Origin of the sequence: Rothia halotolerans (assembly GCF_004136635.1) — a bacterium.
In the GTDB taxonomy this organism is placed as follows: domain Bacteria; phylum Actinomycetota; class Actinomycetes; order Actinomycetales; family Micrococcaceae; genus Rothia; species Rothia halotolerans.
Window position 1 is genome coordinate 150,988 of record NZ_NOIU01000002.1, and the last position, 15,950, is coordinate 166,937.

Below are 15,950 nucleotides of genomic sequence, written 5' to 3' on the forward strand. Positions count from 1 at the left end.
GGGGCTAGGGGAGGGTCAGTACGTCCGCGCCGTCGGCAGTGACCACGAGGGTGTGCTCGAACTGCGCGGAGCGGCGGCGATCCCGGGTGACCACCGTCCAGTCGTCCTCCCACAGGTCCCAGGCGACGGTGCCGAGGTTGAGCATCGGCTCGATGGTGAAGACCATGCCCTCCTCCATCACCGTGCTGTACTGGGGCGCGGCGTCGTAGTGGGGGACGATCAGGCCGGAGTGGAACTCGCGTCCCACGCCGTGTCCCGTGAAGTCCCTCACAACACCGTACCCGAAGCGGGAGGCGTACTTCTCGATCACCCGGCCGATGACGTTGATCTCGCGGCCCGGGCGCACGGCCTTGATCGCGCGGCGCAGGGATTCCTCGGTGCGCTCGACCAGCTGCCGGGACTCCTCGTCCACCTCGCCCACCAGCAGCGTGCGGTTGGTGTCGCCGTGCATGCCGTTCTTGAAGGCGGTGACGTCGAGGTTGACGATGTCCCCGTCCTCCAGCACGGTCGAGTCGGGGATGCCGTGGCAGACGACCTCGTTCAGCGAGGTGCACACCGACTTCCAGAAGCCCTTGTAGCCCAGCGTCGAGGGATAGGCGCCGTGGTCGCAGATGTACTCGTGCACGACGCGGTCGATCCGGTCGGTGGTGGTGCCGGGGACGCAGTGCTCCTCGGCGGCCACGATGGCGCCCGCCGCGATCCTGCCGGACTCGCGGACCAGCTCGATCTCCTCGGGCGTGTAGAAGTTGGAGCCGTGCCCCTCCTCGGCGGTGGTCCGCCCGACGTACTCCGGGCGCTCGATGCCCTCGGGGACCCGGCGGACGGGGGAGACCCGGCCCGGGGCCAGGGTGCCGAGGGGGGCGCGTCCCGGCTCCGCCGGCGCGTTGTGGGTTATCGAATCTGTGTTGGTTTCAGGCATATCATCAACTGTAAGTGAATTCGCCGACCCGAGGAGCATCGTCATGAGCTACAAGGACGCCAGCCACCTGCCCCCCGAGCAGCAGTTCTGGTACAACACCTACACCCGGACCGTGGAGCAGGGCGCCCAGTCCGACTACCGGCAGCTCATCGGCCCCTACGCGAGCCGGGAGGAGGCCCAGCACGCCCTCGAGCGCGCGGCGCAGCGCAACGAGGAGTGGGAGGACAGCAACGCCCGCTGGGCGGCCGGGCACCAGCCCGGCCATCACCACCGGCACGGCTGAGGCCCCGGCCCGGCCTCGCGGCGGCATCCGGCCCGATCCTCCTGAGGGGGTCGGGGCCCGGCACCCGGGGCGGCCGGCCCCGGAAGGCTACTCCTTGAAGACGTGCTCCTCGGCGGGGAAGGACCCGTCCAGCACGTCCTTCCGGTAGGCCCCGGCCGCCTGGGCGACGACGCCGCGCAGATCCGCGTACTTCTTGACGAAGCGCGGGGCCCGTCCCTCGCCGAGGCCGAGCATGTCCTGCCACACCAGCACCTGGCCGGTGGTCGAGCCGCCCGCGCCGATGCCCACGGTGGGCACCCGCAGCGCCTCGTCCGCGGCCTGGACGGCCGGCTCGGCGGTCATCTCGATCAGCACGGAGAACGCCCCGGCCTCCTCGAGGGCGAGGGCGTCGTCCAGGAGCCGCTGGGCGGCGTCGTCGCGCCCCTGGACGCGGTGGCCCCCGAGCGAGTTCACGCTCTGCGGGGTGTAGCCCACGTGGGCCATGACCGCGACGCCGGCCTGGGCCATGGCGCGCACGTGCTCGGCGTAGTACGCGCCGCCCTCCATCTTCACCCCGTGGGCGCCGCCCTCCTTCATCAGCCGCACGGCGCTCGCCACGGCCTGGGCCGGGGACTCCTCGTAGGAGCCGAAGGGCAGGTCGGCGAGGACCAGGGCGCGCTTCGCCGCGCCGGAGACGGCCCGGGTCAGGGGGATGAGCTCGTCGAGGGTGACCGGGACGGTCGAGGGATAGCCGAAGACGGTGTTGCCGGCGGAGTCGCCGATGAGCAGGACCTCGATGCCGGCCTCGTCGAAGATGCCGGCGGTCATCGCGTCGTAGCTGGTGAGCATCGAGAACCGGTGCCCCCGGTCCTTGCAGCGCTGCAGGTGGACGGTGCGGACGGTGGCGACGCGGTCCAGCCAGTCGCCCTCGGACTCGGCGGGTTCCGGGTTGTCATGGAGATATGAGGCCATGGCCACCACTTTACGACCTGGCCGCGCGCCGTCCCCGCAGATCCCCCGGGACCCGCCCCGGGGAGCGGATAGAGTGGTGCCCGTACGGCCGGGATCGGAACCAACTGACGAGGAGAGCCATGGATCGCCAGCAGGAATTTGTGCTCCGCACCATCGAGGAGCGGGACGTCCGGTTCGTCCGGATGTGGTTCACCGACGTCGTGGGCACCCTCAAATCGGTGGCGCTCGCCCCGGCCGAGGTGGAGAGCGCGTTCGACGAGGGGCTCGGCTTCGACGGCTCCTCGATCGAGGGCCTCTCCCGGGTGCACGAGTCCGACATGCTGCTGCAGCCGGACCCCTCGACCTTCCAGATCCTGCCGTGGCGCGGCGAGGTCGAGCCGACCTCCCGGATGTTCTGCGACATCCTCACCCCCGACGGCGAGCCCTCCTCCGCGGACTCCCGCGGCGTGCTCAAGCGCGTCCTGGCCAAGGCCGGGGACATGGGCTTCACCTGCTACACCGCCCCGGAGGTCGAGTTCTACCTGCTGAAGTCCCCCGAGCTCAACGCCGAGGGCCAGCCCGAGCCGGTGGACCGGGAGGGCTACTTCGACCACGTCTACGGCGGCGTCGTCCAGGACTTCCGGCGCCGGGCGGTGACGATGCTCGAGGAGGTCGGCATCTCGGTGGAGTTCAGCCACCACGAGGACGGGCCGGGCCAGAACGAGATCGACCTGCGCCACGCCGACGCCCTCCAGACCGCGGACAACATCATGACCTTCCGCTCGGTCATCAAGGAGGTCGCCTACTCCCAGGGCATCTACGCGACCTTCATGCCCAAGCCCTTCACCGAGTTCCCCGGCTCCGGGATGCACACCCACTTCTCGCTGTTCGAGGGGGACTCCAACGCGTTCTTCGAGGCGGGGGCCGAGTACCAGCTCTCCCGCACGGCCCGGCACTTCATCGCCGGCGTGCTGCACCACGCGCCCGAGTTCACCTCCATCACCAACCAGTTCGTGAACTCCTACAAGCGGCTCTGGGGCGGGGGAGAGGCCCCGAGCTACCTGTCCTGGGGCCACAACAACCGCTCGGCCCTGGTGCGCGTGCCCCTGTACAAGCCCTCCAAGATGCAGTCGGCCCGCATCGAGTACCGCGGCATCGACTCCGCGGCGAACCCGTACCTGAGCTACGCCGTCATCCTGGCGGCGGGCCTGAAGGGCATCGAGAACGAGTACGACCTGCCGATGGCGGAGTCGGAGGACGTCGCCTCGATGTCCGCCGCGGAGCGCCGCAGCCTCGGCCACAGCCCGCTGCCCTCCTCCCTCTACGACGCGATCCGGCAGACCGAGGACTCCGAGTTCATGGCCGAGGTCCTCGGCGAGCAGGTCTTCAACCAGTTCCTGCTGAACAAGCAGGAGGACTGGACCGCCTACCGCCAGGTCGTCACCCCGTACGAGCTCAAGCACAACCTCGGCCTCCTGTAGGCCCGGGGAGGAAAGGACGCGAGATGGCCGACGCGAGCGCGACCACCACGGCCCCCGACGCCGTGCCGGGCAAGCAGCGGCTTGCCGGCCTCGGCTTCACCGACCTGACCGGGGCGCAGCGGTGGCTCGCCTCGCGCGAGCTCGAGGCAGTGGACGGGACCCGGCTGTTGGAGGGGCTGCGGCTCAGCCCCTCGCCGGACATCGCGCTCAAGAACATCGTGCGGATCCTCGCGGACCGACCCGAGTTCTCCCGCCGGGTCGAGCGGGGCGCCGAGGCTCTCTCGCTCTACCGGCTGCTCGGCGCCTCGGAGGCCCTCGGGGAGTTCCTCCTGCGCCGCCCGGAGCAGCTGGAGGTCTTCGACGAGGATCCCGAGGAGCTTATCCGGGGAGTGCGCGAGGGCCGTCCCGAGGCCTACCGGGAGGCGATGCACCGCTCGGTGGGCTCGGATCCGGCGGCTGTGCGGCCCGTGGCGGAGCTGACCGGCGCGGAGGCGGCCGAGGCCCTGCGCGTGGCCTACCGGACCCAGCTGGCGCGGCTGGCGATCGCCGACCTGTGCGCCGAGGAGCCGATCGATCTCATGCCGGCCGTCGGCGCCGCGCTCGCCGACCTGGCGGGCGCGGCGGTCGACGCCGCCCTGGCCATCGCCCGGGCGGAGCTCGCCGAGGAGGAGCCGGAGGCGGCCGACGTCGCCCTGGCCGTCATCGGGATGGGCAAGTGCGGGGCGCGGGAGCTGAACTACGTCTCCGACGTCGACGTCATCTACGCCGTGGGCCCGGCCTTCCCGGCCGGGGAGGCGGAGGATGCCGGACCCGAGGGGGACGGCGGGTCGGAGGGGCCGCCCGACGAGCAGACGCAGAACCGGGTGGGCACGCTCCTGGTCAAGCGGATCGGCAGCATCCTGCACGGCGTCGCCCCCGAGCCGGGCCTCTGGGAGGTCGACGCCAACCTCCGGCCCGAGGGCAAGGACGGCCCGCTGGTGCGCACGGTGGAGTCGCACCGGGTCTACTACGAGCGCTGGGCCGAGAACTGGGAGTTCCAGGCGCTGATGAAGGCACGGCCGATCGCCGGCGACGCCGCCCTGGGCCAGCAGTACCTCGAGGCCATCACGCCCTTCGTGTGGGAGGCCTCCGGGCGCGAGGGCTTCGTCGACTCGGTGCAGGGGATGCGCCACCGGGTGACGGACAACATCCCGGAGGAGGAGCGGGACCGGCAGATCAAGCTCGGGCCAGGAGGGCTGCGCGACGTCGAGTTCACGGTGCAGCTGCTGCAGCTGGTCCATGGCCGCACCGACGAGCAGGTGCGCACCCGCTCGACCACCGAGTCCCTGGACGCCCTCTCGGAGCGCTCCTTCATCGGCCGGGGCGACGCCGCCCGGTTCAGCCGGGAGTACCGGTGGCTGCGCCTGCTGGAGCACCGGATCCAGCTGCTGCACCTGCGCCGCACCCACCTGATGCCGGTCAAGGAGGCGGACCAGACCGTCGTCGCCCGCGGGATGCGGGGCCCGGGGGAGCGGGAGAGGATCACCCCCGCCGCGTTCATCGACTCCTGGCGGAAGGTCAAGCGCTCGGTGCGGGGGCTTCACGAGCAGCTGTTCTTCCGGCCGCTGCTGGCCGCCGTCGCGCACCTCTCCGCGGCCGAGGTCGCCCTCTCCTCGGAGGCCGCGCGGGACCGGCTCGCGGCGCTGGGCTACCTGGACCCCAAGGGGGCGATGCGCCACATCGAGGCGCTCACCCGCGGGCTCTCCCGCCGCGCCGAGATCCAGCGCACCATCCTGCCGGTCCTGCTGGGCTGGTTCGCCGACGGCGTGGACCCCGACGCCGGCCTGCTGGGCTTCCGCCGCGTCTCCGAGGCGCTGGGGCAGACGCACTGGTACCTGAAGATGCTGCGCGACTCCTCCGTGGCCGCGGAGCGGCTGTGCGCGATCCTCTCCAGCTCCCGCTTCGTCACCGACCTGCTGGAGGACGAGCCGGAGTCCATCGCCTGGCTGGACCGTGAGGACCAGCTGCGGCCCGCGAGCTTCGAGGCCCTGTGGACCGAGATCCAGTCGAAGATCTCCCGGCACAACGAGGCGGAGTCCGCGGCGCGGATGGTGCGCCTGATCCGGCGCCGCGAGATCCTGCGGGTGGCGATGGGGGAGACCTCGGGCCTGCTCACCTCGGAGGAGATCATGCGGGGCCTCTCCCACATCGACCAGGCGACGATCCTGGGCGTCCAGCGGGCCGCCGAGCGGGAGATGTACTCCCAGCAGGGGGACCGCCCGCTGACCGACCTCGTCATCGTCGGCATGGGCCGGCAGGGCGGCGCCGAGATCGGGTACGGTTCCGACGCCGACGTGATGTTCGTCCACCGCCCCTGGAAGGGCAGCGACGAGAAGGAGGCCGCCGCCCAGGCGGGGACGCTGATCTCCCGGATCGTGCAGCTGCTCAAGTCCCCCACGACGCCGGCCATCCGCGCCGAGAAGACGCTGATCATCGACGCGGACCTGCGCCCGGAGGGGAAGTCGGGCCCGATGGTCCGCTCCCTGGACTCCTACGCGGAGTACTACGAGCGCTGGGCCGACACCTGGGAGTTCCAGGCGCTGCTGCGCGCCCGGCCCCTGAGCGGCTCGGCGGAGCTGGCGGAGAGCTTCGTGCGGCTGATCGACCCGTACCGGTACCCGGCCGAGTTCCCGGAGAGCCGGGTCCGGGAGGTGCGGCGGGTGAAGGCGCGGGTCGAGTCCGAGCGCATGCCGCGGGGAGCGGATCCGAACCGGCAGCTCAAGCTCGGCCGCGGCGGCCTCAGCGACGTCGAGTGGCTCGTCCAGCTGCTCCAGCTGCGGTACGCGCACGAGCATCCCGGGCTGAAGACCACCGGCACGCTCACCGCGCTCGCCGAGGCGGTCTCGTACGGGCTGGTCGCGGCCGAGGACGCCGAGACCCTGGAGACCGCCTGGCGGCTGGCCACCCGCATTCGCGGAACCAACGTGCTGCGGAGCGGACGGCCCTCGGACTCCCTGCCCTCCAGCCGGAGGGACCTGGAGGCGACGGCGCGCTGGGTGGGCTATGGCCCGGACTCGGCGGGGCGCCTCGAGGAGGACTACCTGCGGATCACGCGGCACGCCCGGGCGGTCTACGAGAAGATCTTCTACGGGCACCTCGAGGACTGAGGGCGGCTCCGCGGGAGACGGGGCCCGGACGCAGGAGGGCCGCGGACGGTGTGATCCGTCCGCGGCCCTCCGATCGGCTCAGCGGCCTGCTACACGCCGTAGTAGAGCTGGAACTCCAGCGGGTGCGGCACCAGCGAGAGCGGGAGCAGCTCGTTCTCGCGCTTGTAGGAGATCCAGGTCTCGATCAGGTCCTCGGTGAAGACGTCGCCCGCGAGCAGGAACTCGTGGTCGGCCTCCAGCGCCTCCAGCGCCTCGCCGAGCGAGGCCGGGGCCGTCTTGATGTCCTTGGCCTCCTCGGCGGGGAGCTCGTAGAGGTCCTTGTCGATGGGCTCCGGCGGCTCGATGCGGTTGCGGATCCCGTCCAGGCCCGCCATGAGCTGCGCGGCGAACGCCAGGTAGGGGTTGCAGGAGGGGTCCGGGGCGCGGAACTCGAGGCGCTTGGCCTTGGGGTTCGAGCCGGTGATCGGGATGCGGATGCCGGCGGAGCGGTTGCCCTGCGAGTACACCATGTTGACCGGCGCCTCGAAGCCCTTGACCAGGCGCTTGTACGAGTTGACGGTCGGGTTGGTGAAGGCCAGCACGGCGGAGGAGTGCTCGAGCAGGCCGCCGATGTACCAGCGGGCGGTGTCCGAGAGGTTGGCGTAGCCGCGCTCGTCGTAGAAGAGGGGCTCGCCGCCCTTCCACAGCGACTGGTGGCAGTGCATGCCGGAGCCGTTGTCCCCGAAGACGGGCTTGGGCATGAAGGTCGCGCTCTTGCCGAAGGCGTCGGCGGTGTTCTTGACGACGTACTTGAACTTCAGCAGGTCGTCGGCGCCGAGGGTCAGCGTCGAGAACGTGTAGTTGATCTCGGCCTGGCCGGCCGCGCCGACCTCGTGGTGGGACCGCTCGACCGCGAGGCCGATCTCGTCCAGGGCCACGCAGATCGCGTCGCGCAGGTCGGCCTGCTTGTCCACGGGGGAGACCGGGAAGTAGCCGCCCTTGGTGGGGGTCTTGTTGCCGAGGTTGCCGCCCTCCTCCTTGCGCCCGGAGTTCCAGGGGGCCTCGTCGGAGTCGACGGCGTAGAACGTGGACTCGGGGGAGACCTGGTACCGGACGTCCTCGAAGATGAAGAACTCGGCCTCGGAGGCGAAGTTGGCGGTGTCGGCGATGCCGGTCGACTGCATGTAGGCCTCGGCGCGCTCGGCCACGCCGCGGGGATCGCGGTGGTAGGGGTCGCCGGTGCGGGGGTTCACGATGGAGCAGGTGACCACGAGGGTCTTCTCCACGCGGAACGGGTCGACGAAGGCCGACTTGGGGTCCGGGATGAGCTGCATGTCGGACTCGGCGATGCCCTGGAAGCCGCGGATGGACGAGCCGTCGAAGAGCTGGCCGTTGACGAAGAAGTCGTCGTCCACCGCCTTGGCCGGCAGGTTGAAGTGCTGCTGCACTCCCGGCAGGTCGGTGAAGCGGAGGTCGACGAAGACGACATCCTCCTCCTGGATGTACGTCAGGACTTCCTGGGCGGTTTGGAACATGGTCCGTGTTCTCCTTAGATTGCTGGACACGACCTCGCCGGGGCCCGCTCTTCCTCGGGCCGCCCGCGTGTGTTGCACAACGGTCACACTAGCCGCATCCGGTTGCCCCCCTGTATCCCGGATGTTTCCGGTGCGTTAATGCATCCGGCCGGAGCCGGGAGGCGGCCGCCGCGGCAGCCGATGCCCCCACTCTATCGTGAGCGGCCCCGGGCGTTGGTTATTGTGGGAGCATGCCCGCTTCCACAGACCCCTCCCAGGCCGCAGAGAGCTCCTCGGGGGACGGCCGCTCCTACCCCGACTTCCCGGGCCAGCTGCTCGGCCGGCCCGAGCGGGGCCCCGGCTCGATCGCCCGCTTCCCCCGCCGCATCCTCGCCTTCGTCATCGACTGGTACCTCTGCTACGCGATCTGCCTCTGGATCCTGGGCCCCCTCGACGGATGGCTCGCGCTGGCCGCGCCGATCGCCTTCTGGCTCTACCAGAGCCTGCTGGTGGGCTTCGGCGGGCACGCCCTGGGGCACTTCATCTGCGGCATGCAGGTCCAGACCATGGCGGGGGGCCCTGCAGGCTTCCGCAGGGCGGCCGTGCGCAGCCTGCTCATCCTGCCGGTCGTCCCCGTCGTCGTCGTGGACGAGAACTCCCGCGGCCTGCACGACCGCAGCGTGGGCACCGTCCTCGTGCTCTTCCGCTGACGACGACGGCTGGACCAGCTTCCCGGACCCGCCCCCGCCGCGTCTTCCGCGTGAGCGGGCGCCTCAGCGCCCCCGCAGGCCGCGGCGGTCCGGCCGGGCCTTCATCGGGTCCACGCCCTTCGGCACCGGGAGCCCCTGGCCGAGCGAGGCGAGGCGGTTGTTGACCGCGTGCACCTCCTGCATGGTGAGCGTCTTGTCCAGCTTCTTCAGGGACTTGGCGATCTTCTTCAGCGGGACCTGGCCCTCGTCGTTGCCCGCCTTGACGACGTGCACCGGGACGTTGGGCGCCACCCGGTTCAGCTTCTTGCGCTCCTGGTTGACCAGCGAGTTCACTCGCTGGGAGGGCCCCTCGGTGACGAGCACGACGCCGGGCTTGCCGAGCGCGCGGAACACCAGGTCCTGGCTGCGCGGGTTCATCGCCACCGGCTGCTCCTCGACGATCCACCCGCGCCGCAGCGTCGACAGGGCCGCCCCGGCCGCGCCGGTCTGCCCCTCGATCTGCCCGAACGCGGCCTTCTCGGCTCTCCTGGACAGCACGATCATCGCCACCAGCACGCCCACCGGGATGCCGATGATCGTGAAGGTGATCCAGTTGCCGAGGAGCAGGCCGATGACCAGGAAGACGAGTACGACCGCCAGGGCCACCAGGAGCAGGATCCACGTGATGTTGGGATCCGACTTCTTGGTCATCTGGTAGACCTGCTTCATCTGGGCGAAGGGGCCGGGGCCCTTGCCAGCCTTCTTCTTCCGCTTCTCCTCGCGCTTCTCCTCGCGCGTGAGCTTGCCCTTCTTGGACGGCTGAGACGACACGTCGATTCCTCATGGTGGTGGGTGGGAGGCGCCGAACGGCGCCGGGACATTCTGGCACTAGTCTACGGGAGAGCGGGGCGTGCCCGGGCACGTCACCGCACGGCGGCGATCCCGGGGCCCGGCCGCTGAGAGTGCGGACGCAGTCGGGCCGCGGCGCCCCGGGGATCCCGGGAGCGCCGCGGCCCGTGCGGTGCCCGTCGTCGTCCGGCTACGCGGAGGCGGCCAGCAGCGAGCTCGCCTCCTGCCGGGCCGAGCCGGAGTCCTCGATGTGGGAGAGGTGCTCCGGGATCGGCCGGCCCATCTTCTCCATCGCGCGGGCCCACAGGCGCCCGGCGCGATAGGAGGAGCGGACCATGGGCCCGGCCATGACGCCGAGGAAGCCGATCTCCTCGGCAGCCTGGGAGAGCGCCACGAACTCCTCGGGCTTGACCCACCGGTCGATCGGGTGGAACAGCGGCGAGGGGCGCAGGTACTGCGTCAGGGTGATGATGTCGGTCCCGGCGTCGTGCAGGTCACACAGGGCCTCGTAGACCTCCTCGTTGGTCTCGCCCATCCCGAGGATCAGGTTGGACTTGGTGATCATCCCGCGGTCCTTGCCGTGGGAGATCGTCTCCAGCGAGCGCTCGTAGGTGAAGGCCGGGCGGATCTTCTTGAAGATGCGGGGCACGGTCTCCACGTTGTGGGCGTAGACCTCGGGGCCGGCGTCGACGATCATGTCCAGCCGGTCTGGCTTGCCCTGGAAGTCGGGGATGAGGATCTCGACGCCGGTGTTCGGGTTCTGCTCGTGGATCGCCCGGATGGTCTTCGCGTAGTGCATCGCGGAGCCGTCCTCGAGATCGTCGCGGGCGACGCCGGTCACGGTCGCGTAGCGCAGGTTCATCTGCTGGATCGAGCGCGCGACCTTGACGGGCTCGAGCGGGTCCAGCGCGACGGGACGTCCGGTGGCGATGTCGCAGAAGTCGCAGCGCCGCGTGCAGGTGTCGCCGGCGATGAGGAAGGTCGCCTCGCGGTCCTCCCAGCACTCGTAGATGTTGGGGCAGCCGGCCTCTTCGCACACGGTGTGCAGACCCTGGCTGCGGGCCATGGTCTTGAGCTCCTGGTACTCCGGGCCCATCCTGGCGGTGTTCTTCATCCAGGAGGGCTTCTTCTCGATCGGCACCTCGGCGTTGCGCGCCTCGACGCGGAGCAGCTTGCGGCCCTCGGGGGCGATGGTCATGGTCACTCCTTGGGTGTCCGTACGTTCAGTCGGCTCGTTGCGGCGGCCGCGCGCTAGGCGTCGGCCGTCTCCTGTTCGACGGTGAACTGGGCGGCGAGCCGGTCCGCCTGGACGGCCAGTTCCCTCTCTACCCGGTCAACCACGTCCGAGGGCGTGATATTCCGGCCGGCCTCGGCGCTCATGGTGGTCACGGACGCGTCCGTGATACCGCAGGGGATGAAGCTGGAGAAGGCGGCGAGGTCGTTGGAGCAGTTCAGCGCGAAGCCGTGCATCGTGGTCCTGCGGGAGACCCGGATGCCGATCGCGGCGATCTTCTTGTCCGGCTCGATGCCCTCGCCCAGGATCCAGACCCCCGAGCGGCCCTCGACCCGCCGGCCGTCGATGCCGAAGTCGGCCAGCACGGTGATGAGGATCTCCTCGAGCAGGCGTACGTAGGCGACGACGTCGATGGGCTCGGGCAGCCGCACGATCGGGTAGCCGACGAGCATCCCGGGACCGTGCCAGGTGAGCTTGCCGCCGCGGTCGATGGGCACGACGTCGGTGCCGTCCTGGGGGTACTCGTGCGGCTCAGTGCGCTTGCCGGCGGTGAAGACCGCCTCGTGCTCCAGCAGCATCACCGTGTTCTGCTGCTGCTTGCGGCTGACCCGTCCGTGGATCTCCTCCTGCCGAGCCAGCGCCTCCCGATAGTCCACGTAGTCCGGGGCGAACCCGACGCGTTCGATATCCAAAGCCATGCTCCTCAGCCTACTCCAGACCTCGTCGCCGCGCGGTCCGGGGCCGGCCGGGACCACGAGGTGGGACGGGCCGCCCGGCGCGCCCCTCCGCGCGTCCATTCGAGGAGCCCGGGCGTCGGTTTCCGGGGCCGCGGGAGGGATGCAGCCAGCGGGGGTGACCCGGACATGCGCGGCAGCCGGCTCCCGGCCACGGGAGGAGGAGCCGGACGCGCCGAGGCCCCGCACCGAAGGGACGATGCGGGGCCTCGGCGGCGGTGCGGGGCATCAGCTCCAGAGGGTCGCCACCGCGATGTTGATCAGCGCGAGTCCTCCCACGGCGTGCGCCAGCCCCGTGGGTACGGCGCCGTCGCGGCGGTAGCGTCGCTGGCCGATGAAGGCGGCGACGGCGATGACCAGCCCGATGACCAGCTTCACGCCCACCTTGACGTAGTTGAGGTCCGCATCCTGCATCTCGCGTACGCCGACCATCAGCACCCCGGTGACCACGGAGACCAGGGCCGCGTAGAACTGCATGGGCAGGACCTTCGGCGGCTTGAAGTTGGCCACCCACAGGCCGAAGACCAGCGCGGCGCCGAGGATGTGCAGGAAGAGGAGGATGGAGAAGAAGACCGTCATACCCCGATGGTATCGATTCCGGAGGCCTTTGGTGTCACTGTGTCAGCAAAACGTGGCGAGCGCCTCATGGCAGCGGATCGGACGAGGCCGAGGGGGTGAGAGACGGGGTGGGGCGGCGAGAAATCGGGACAGGGCAGCGCGAAATCGGGGCGGGGCGGCGGGGAAAGGCGAGGAAGCGGGATAAGACGACGAGGATGTGGGACGGGATGCGGACGCGGCGAGGGCCCGCCACGACGGAAGCGTCGTGGCGGGCCCTCTGAGACGTCCGCGGGGGAGGACCGGCCTAGAGGCCGACCTCCGACTCGAACGCGCCCTCCTCGAGGCGCTTCTTCAGCGAGGAGAGGAAGCGGCCGGCGTCGGCGCCGTCGACCAGGCGGTGATCGTAGGTCAGCGACAGGTAGCACATGTGCCGGATCGCGATCGTGTCGTTGCCCTCGGCGTCGGTGATGACCACGGGGCGCTTCACGATCGAGCCGGTGCCCAGGATCGCCACCTGCGGCTGGTTGATGATCGGCGTGTCGAAGAGCGCGCCGAACGAGCCGATGTTGGTGATCGTGAACGTGCCGCCGGACAGCTCGTCCGGGCCGATCTTGCCCGACTTGGTGCGCTCGCCGACGTCGGCGATCTTCTTGGCCAGGCCGGCCAGGTTGAGGTCGCCCGCGTCGGAGATGACGGGGACCAGCAGGCCGCGCTCGGTGTCCACCGCGATCGCGATGTCCTCCGAGGCGTGGTAGGTGATCTCCTTGCTCTCAGCGTTGTAGGAGGCGTTGACCTTCGGGTGCTGCTGCAGCGCCTCGGCCACGGCCTTGGCGAAGAACGGCAGGAACGTCAGCTTGGCGCCCTCGCGGGCGGCGAAGGCGTCCTTGGCGCGGCCGCGCAGCTTGGCCACGCGGGTCATGTCGACCTCCGCGACCTGGGTCAGCTGAGCCGAGACCTCCAGGGACTCCTTCATCCGGTTGGCGATGGTCTGGCGGATGCGGGGGGCCTTCTCGGTCTTCCCGCGCTTCTCCGTGTCGGCCTTCACCGCGGGAGCCTTCTTCTGCTCCTGCTGCGCCGGCGCGGCCTGCGCCGGGGCCTCCGACTTCTTGGCGTCGACGGCGGCCTGGACGTCCTGCTTGCGGATGCGCCCGCCCACCCCGGTGCCCTGGATGGTCGAGAGGTCGATGTTCTCCTGCTTGGCCAGCTTGCGGACCAGCGGGGTCACGTAGGCCTCGGCGCCGGAGCCGGACCCGGCGTTCGCCGTGGAGGTCGGCTGGGCGGCCTGCGGGGAGGACTCCTTGGCGTCCTCCTCCTGCTTCGGCTCGGGCTCCGGAGCGGACTCCTGGGCCTTCGGCTGCTCGGCCGGCTCGCTCGGCTCGGGCTGCTCCTCCTCGGCCTTCGGCTCCGGCTCGGAGGAGCTCGGGGCCGACGACGCGCCCTCGGCGCCGACGATGGCCAGGACCTGGCCGACCTCGGCCTCCTCGTCCTCGTCGACCTTGATCTCCAGCAGGGTCCCGGCGACCGGGGAGGGGATCTCGGTGTCGACCTTGTCGGTGGAGACCTCGACCAGCGGCTCGTCGACCTCGACGGAGTCGCCGATGGACTTCAGCCAGCGGGTCACGGTCCCCTCGGTGACGGACTCGCCCAGCGCGGGCAGGGTCACCTCGGAGCCCTCGGCGTCGCCGGAGGAGGCCGGCGCGGAGGACTCCTCCTGAGCGGGGGCCTCTTCCTGGGCGGGAGCCTCCTCGGCGGGCGCCTCCTGCTCGGGCTCGGCCTGCTGCTCCTGCTCGCCGGAGTCCGAGGACTCGTCCGAGGCGCCGGAGCCGTCGCCGATGCGCACCAGCGGGGCGCCGACCTCGACCTCCTCGTCCTCCTCGACGAGGATCTCCTCGATCACACCGGCCACGGGGGAGGGGATCTCGGTGTCGACCTTGTCGGTGGAGACCTCGACCAGAGGCTCGTCGACCTCCACGGTGTCGCCCACCGACTTGAGCCAGCGCGTAACGGTTCCTTCGGTGACGGATTCGCCCAGGGCGGGCAGTTCTACGGTTTCAGACATCGTCTTCCCGTTCTCCTTGTGAATAGTGCCAGTGTGATTCGGTCTGGTTGCGGGGTGTCCGCGCTCAGCCGTGCAGCGGGTGGCCGGCGAGGGCCATGGCGGCCTCGCCGAGGGCCTCGTTCTGCGTCGGGTGGGCGTGGATCAGCTTGGCGACGTCCTCCGGGTAGGCCTCCCAGTTGACGATCAGCTGGGCCTCGCCGATCTGCTCGCCGATGCGGCGGCCGATCGCGTGCACGCCCACGATCGGGCCGTCCTTCTCCCGGACGAACTTGATGATGCCGCCGGTGCCGAGGATCGAGCTCTTGCCGTTGCCGGCCAGGTTGTACTCGGAGGTCTCGACGTTCTCCGCGCCGAACTTCTCCTTGGCCTTGGGCTCGGTGTAGCCCACCGAGGCGATCTCCGGGTCGCTGAAGGTCACCTTGGGGATGTTGATGTCCTCGACGACGACGGGGTTCATCCCGGCGATCTCCTCGGCGAGGAAGATGCCCTGCTGGAAGCCGCGGTGCGCCAGCTGCAGGCCGGGGACGATGTCGCCGGCGGCGTAGATGTTGCCCACGCCGGTGTGCAGCCGCTCGTTCGTGATGACGAAGCCGCGGTCCATGGTGACCCCGGCCTCCTCGTAGCCCATGCCCTGGGTGTTGGGGCCGCGGCCGACCGCCACGAGCACGATGTCGGCCTCGAACTCCTTGCCGTCGGTCAGCGTGACCTTGGCCGAGTTCTCGTCCTGCTCGACCTTCTCGAAGAAGGTGCCCAGGCTGTACTTGATGCCGCGCTTCTTGAAGGTGCGCTCCAGGACCTTGATGATCGCCGGGTCCTCGTTGGGGACCAGGTGGTCCAGGCCCTCGATGATCTGGACGTCGACGCCCATCGAGCGCCACATCGAGGCGAACTCGGAGCCGATGACGCCGCCGCCCAGGACGATCGCCGACTTCGGCAGGTGGTCCAGCTCCAGCGCCTCGGTGGAGGTGAGGATGCGGCCGCCGATCTCCAGGCCGAAGGTCTTGGAGACGGAGCCGGAGGCGAGGATGATGTGCTCGCCGGTGTACTCGGTGCCGTCGACCTCGATGGTCTTCTCGCCGGTCAGCTTGCCGTAGCCGTCGATGACGGTGACGCCGCGCATCTTCAGCAGGCCCTGCAGGCCCTTGAACTTGCCCGCGATGATCTTGTCCTTGTAGTCGCGGACCTTGGCCATGTCGATGCCCTCGTAGCTGAGCTTGACGCCGTACTGCTCGGACTCGCGGGCCTCCTCGGCGACTTCCGCCGAGTGCAGGTACGCCTTGGTGGGGATGCATCCCCAGTGCAGGCAGGTGCCGCCCACCTTGGAGCCCTCGATGAGGCCCACGTTGAATCCCAGCTGAACCGCGCGCAGCGCCGCGGCGTAGCCGGCGCTTCCCCCGCCCAGAATGAGAATGTCGAAAGCTTTTGCCGAATCGGCCACGTGCTCGCTCCCTCGCGTTGTGTGGGGCCCGGTGGCCCTTCACTGTTGGTTCAGTCCCTGCCTAGCTTATATGTCACGTGGGCACCCCTCCACTTGGGGGCCGCATGACACCGCTCCGGCGGTGCGTGATCTCACAG

At 70.2% G+C, this 15,950-nt stretch carries 13 protein-coding genes; 4 read left to right on the forward strand and 9 right to left on the reverse strand.

Annotated features, from left to right (window positions below; translation table 11 throughout):
* Positions 1–4: 4 nt before the first annotated feature.
* Complete coding sequence (map, locus tag EWV39_RS05685) at positions 5–919, reverse strand: type I methionyl aminopeptidase (RefSeq protein WP_129657646.1); 915 nt, start codon at positions 917–919, stop codon at positions 5–7.
* Positions 920–962: 43 nt separating this feature from the next.
* On the opposite strand from map, the gene EWV39_RS05690 reads away from it, so the two are divergent.
* The gene (locus EWV39_RS05690) at positions 963–1,202 is read left to right on the forward strand and encodes an SPOR domain-containing protein (protein WP_129657648.1); all 240 of its coding nucleotides are present in this window, start codon (positions 963–965) and stop codon (positions 1,200–1,202) included.
* A gap of 87 nt (positions 1,203–1,289) precedes the next feature.
* Here EWV39_RS05690 and panB read toward each other — a convergent pair whose 3' ends face one another.
* Positions 1,290–2,153 (reverse strand): 3-methyl-2-oxobutanoate hydroxymethyltransferase, encoded by an 864-nt coding sequence (gene panB, locus EWV39_RS05695; RefSeq protein ID WP_129657650.1) that lies wholly within the window; start codon positions 2,151–2,153, stop codon positions 1,290–1,292.
* Between the two features lie 119 nt (positions 2,154–2,272).
* Between panB and glnA (EWV39_RS05700) the strand changes: the two genes are divergently transcribed.
* Together glnA (EWV39_RS05700) and EWV39_RS05705 are read left to right on the forward strand one after the other, a co-directional pair.
* Positions 2,273–3,613 carry a type I glutamate--ammonia ligase gene (glnA, locus tag EWV39_RS05700; RefSeq protein WP_129657652.1) on the forward strand — a complete coding sequence of 447 codons (1,341 nt, stop codon included), beginning with the start codon at positions 2,273–2,275 and terminating at the stop codon, positions 3,611–3,613.
* A gap of 23 nt (positions 3,614–3,636) precedes the next feature.
* A complete protein-coding gene (locus EWV39_RS05705; protein WP_238148114.1) occupies positions 3,637–6,759 on the forward strand; it encodes a bifunctional [glutamine synthetase] adenylyltransferase/[glutamine synthetase]-adenylyl-L-tyrosine phosphorylase in 3,123 nt (1,040 codons plus the stop codon).
* 89 nt (positions 6,760–6,848) lie between these two features.
* On the opposite strand, the gene glnA (EWV39_RS05710) is transcribed toward EWV39_RS05705, so the two are convergent.
* Positions 6,849–8,273, reverse strand: coding sequence for a type I glutamate--ammonia ligase (glnA, locus tag EWV39_RS05710; RefSeq protein ID WP_129657654.1), 1,425 nt, complete (start codon positions 8,271–8,273; stop codon positions 6,849–6,851).
* Between the two features lie 230 nt (positions 8,274–8,503).
* Between glnA (EWV39_RS05710) and EWV39_RS05715 the strand changes: the two genes are divergently transcribed.
* Positions 8,504–8,962 (forward strand): RDD family protein, encoded by a 459-nt coding sequence (locus tag EWV39_RS05715; protein WP_129657656.1) that lies wholly within the window; start codon positions 8,504–8,506, stop codon positions 8,960–8,962.
* 63 nt (positions 8,963–9,025) lie between these two features.
* On the opposite strand, the gene EWV39_RS05720 is transcribed toward EWV39_RS05715, so the two are convergent.
* The 6 genes from EWV39_RS05720 to lpdA all read right to left on the reverse strand — a co-directional run bounded on the left by EWV39_RS05720 (position 9,026) and on the right by lpdA (position 15,813).
* On the reverse strand, positions 9,026–9,772 hold the full coding sequence (locus tag EWV39_RS05720) for a DUF4191 domain-containing protein (RefSeq protein ID WP_238148115.1): 747 nt from the start codon (positions 9,770–9,772) through the stop codon (positions 9,026–9,028).
* 208 nt (positions 9,773–9,980) lie between these two features.
* Positions 9,981–10,988, reverse strand: a complete 1,008-nt coding sequence (gene lipA, locus EWV39_RS05725; protein ID WP_129657658.1) for a lipoyl synthase — start codon at positions 10,986–10,988, stop codon at positions 9,981–9,983.
* A gap of 53 nt (positions 10,989–11,041) precedes the next feature.
* Positions 11,042–11,821: a lipoyl(octanoyl) transferase LipB gene (gene lipB, locus EWV39_RS05730; protein ID WP_272947829.1), complete on the reverse strand. Its 780-nt coding sequence runs from the start codon at positions 11,819–11,821 to the stop codon at positions 11,042–11,044.
* A 165-nt stretch (positions 11,822–11,986) separates the two neighbouring features.
* On the reverse strand, positions 11,987–12,337 hold the full coding sequence (locus EWV39_RS05735; protein ID WP_129657667.1) for a hypothetical protein: 351 nt from the start codon (positions 12,335–12,337) through the stop codon (positions 11,987–11,989).
* A 283-nt stretch (positions 12,338–12,620) separates the two neighbouring features.
* Positions 12,621–14,375, reverse strand: a complete 1,755-nt coding sequence (gene sucB, locus EWV39_RS05740; protein WP_129657669.1) for a 2-oxoglutarate dehydrogenase, E2 component, dihydrolipoamide succinyltransferase — start codon at positions 14,373–14,375, stop codon at positions 12,621–12,623.
* 64 nt (positions 14,376–14,439) lie between these two features.
* Entirely contained in the window at positions 14,440–15,813 is a 1,374-nt protein-coding gene (gene lpdA, locus EWV39_RS05745; protein ID WP_129657671.1) for a dihydrolipoyl dehydrogenase, read from the reverse strand.
* Between the last annotated feature and the right edge of the window lie 137 nt (positions 15,814–15,950).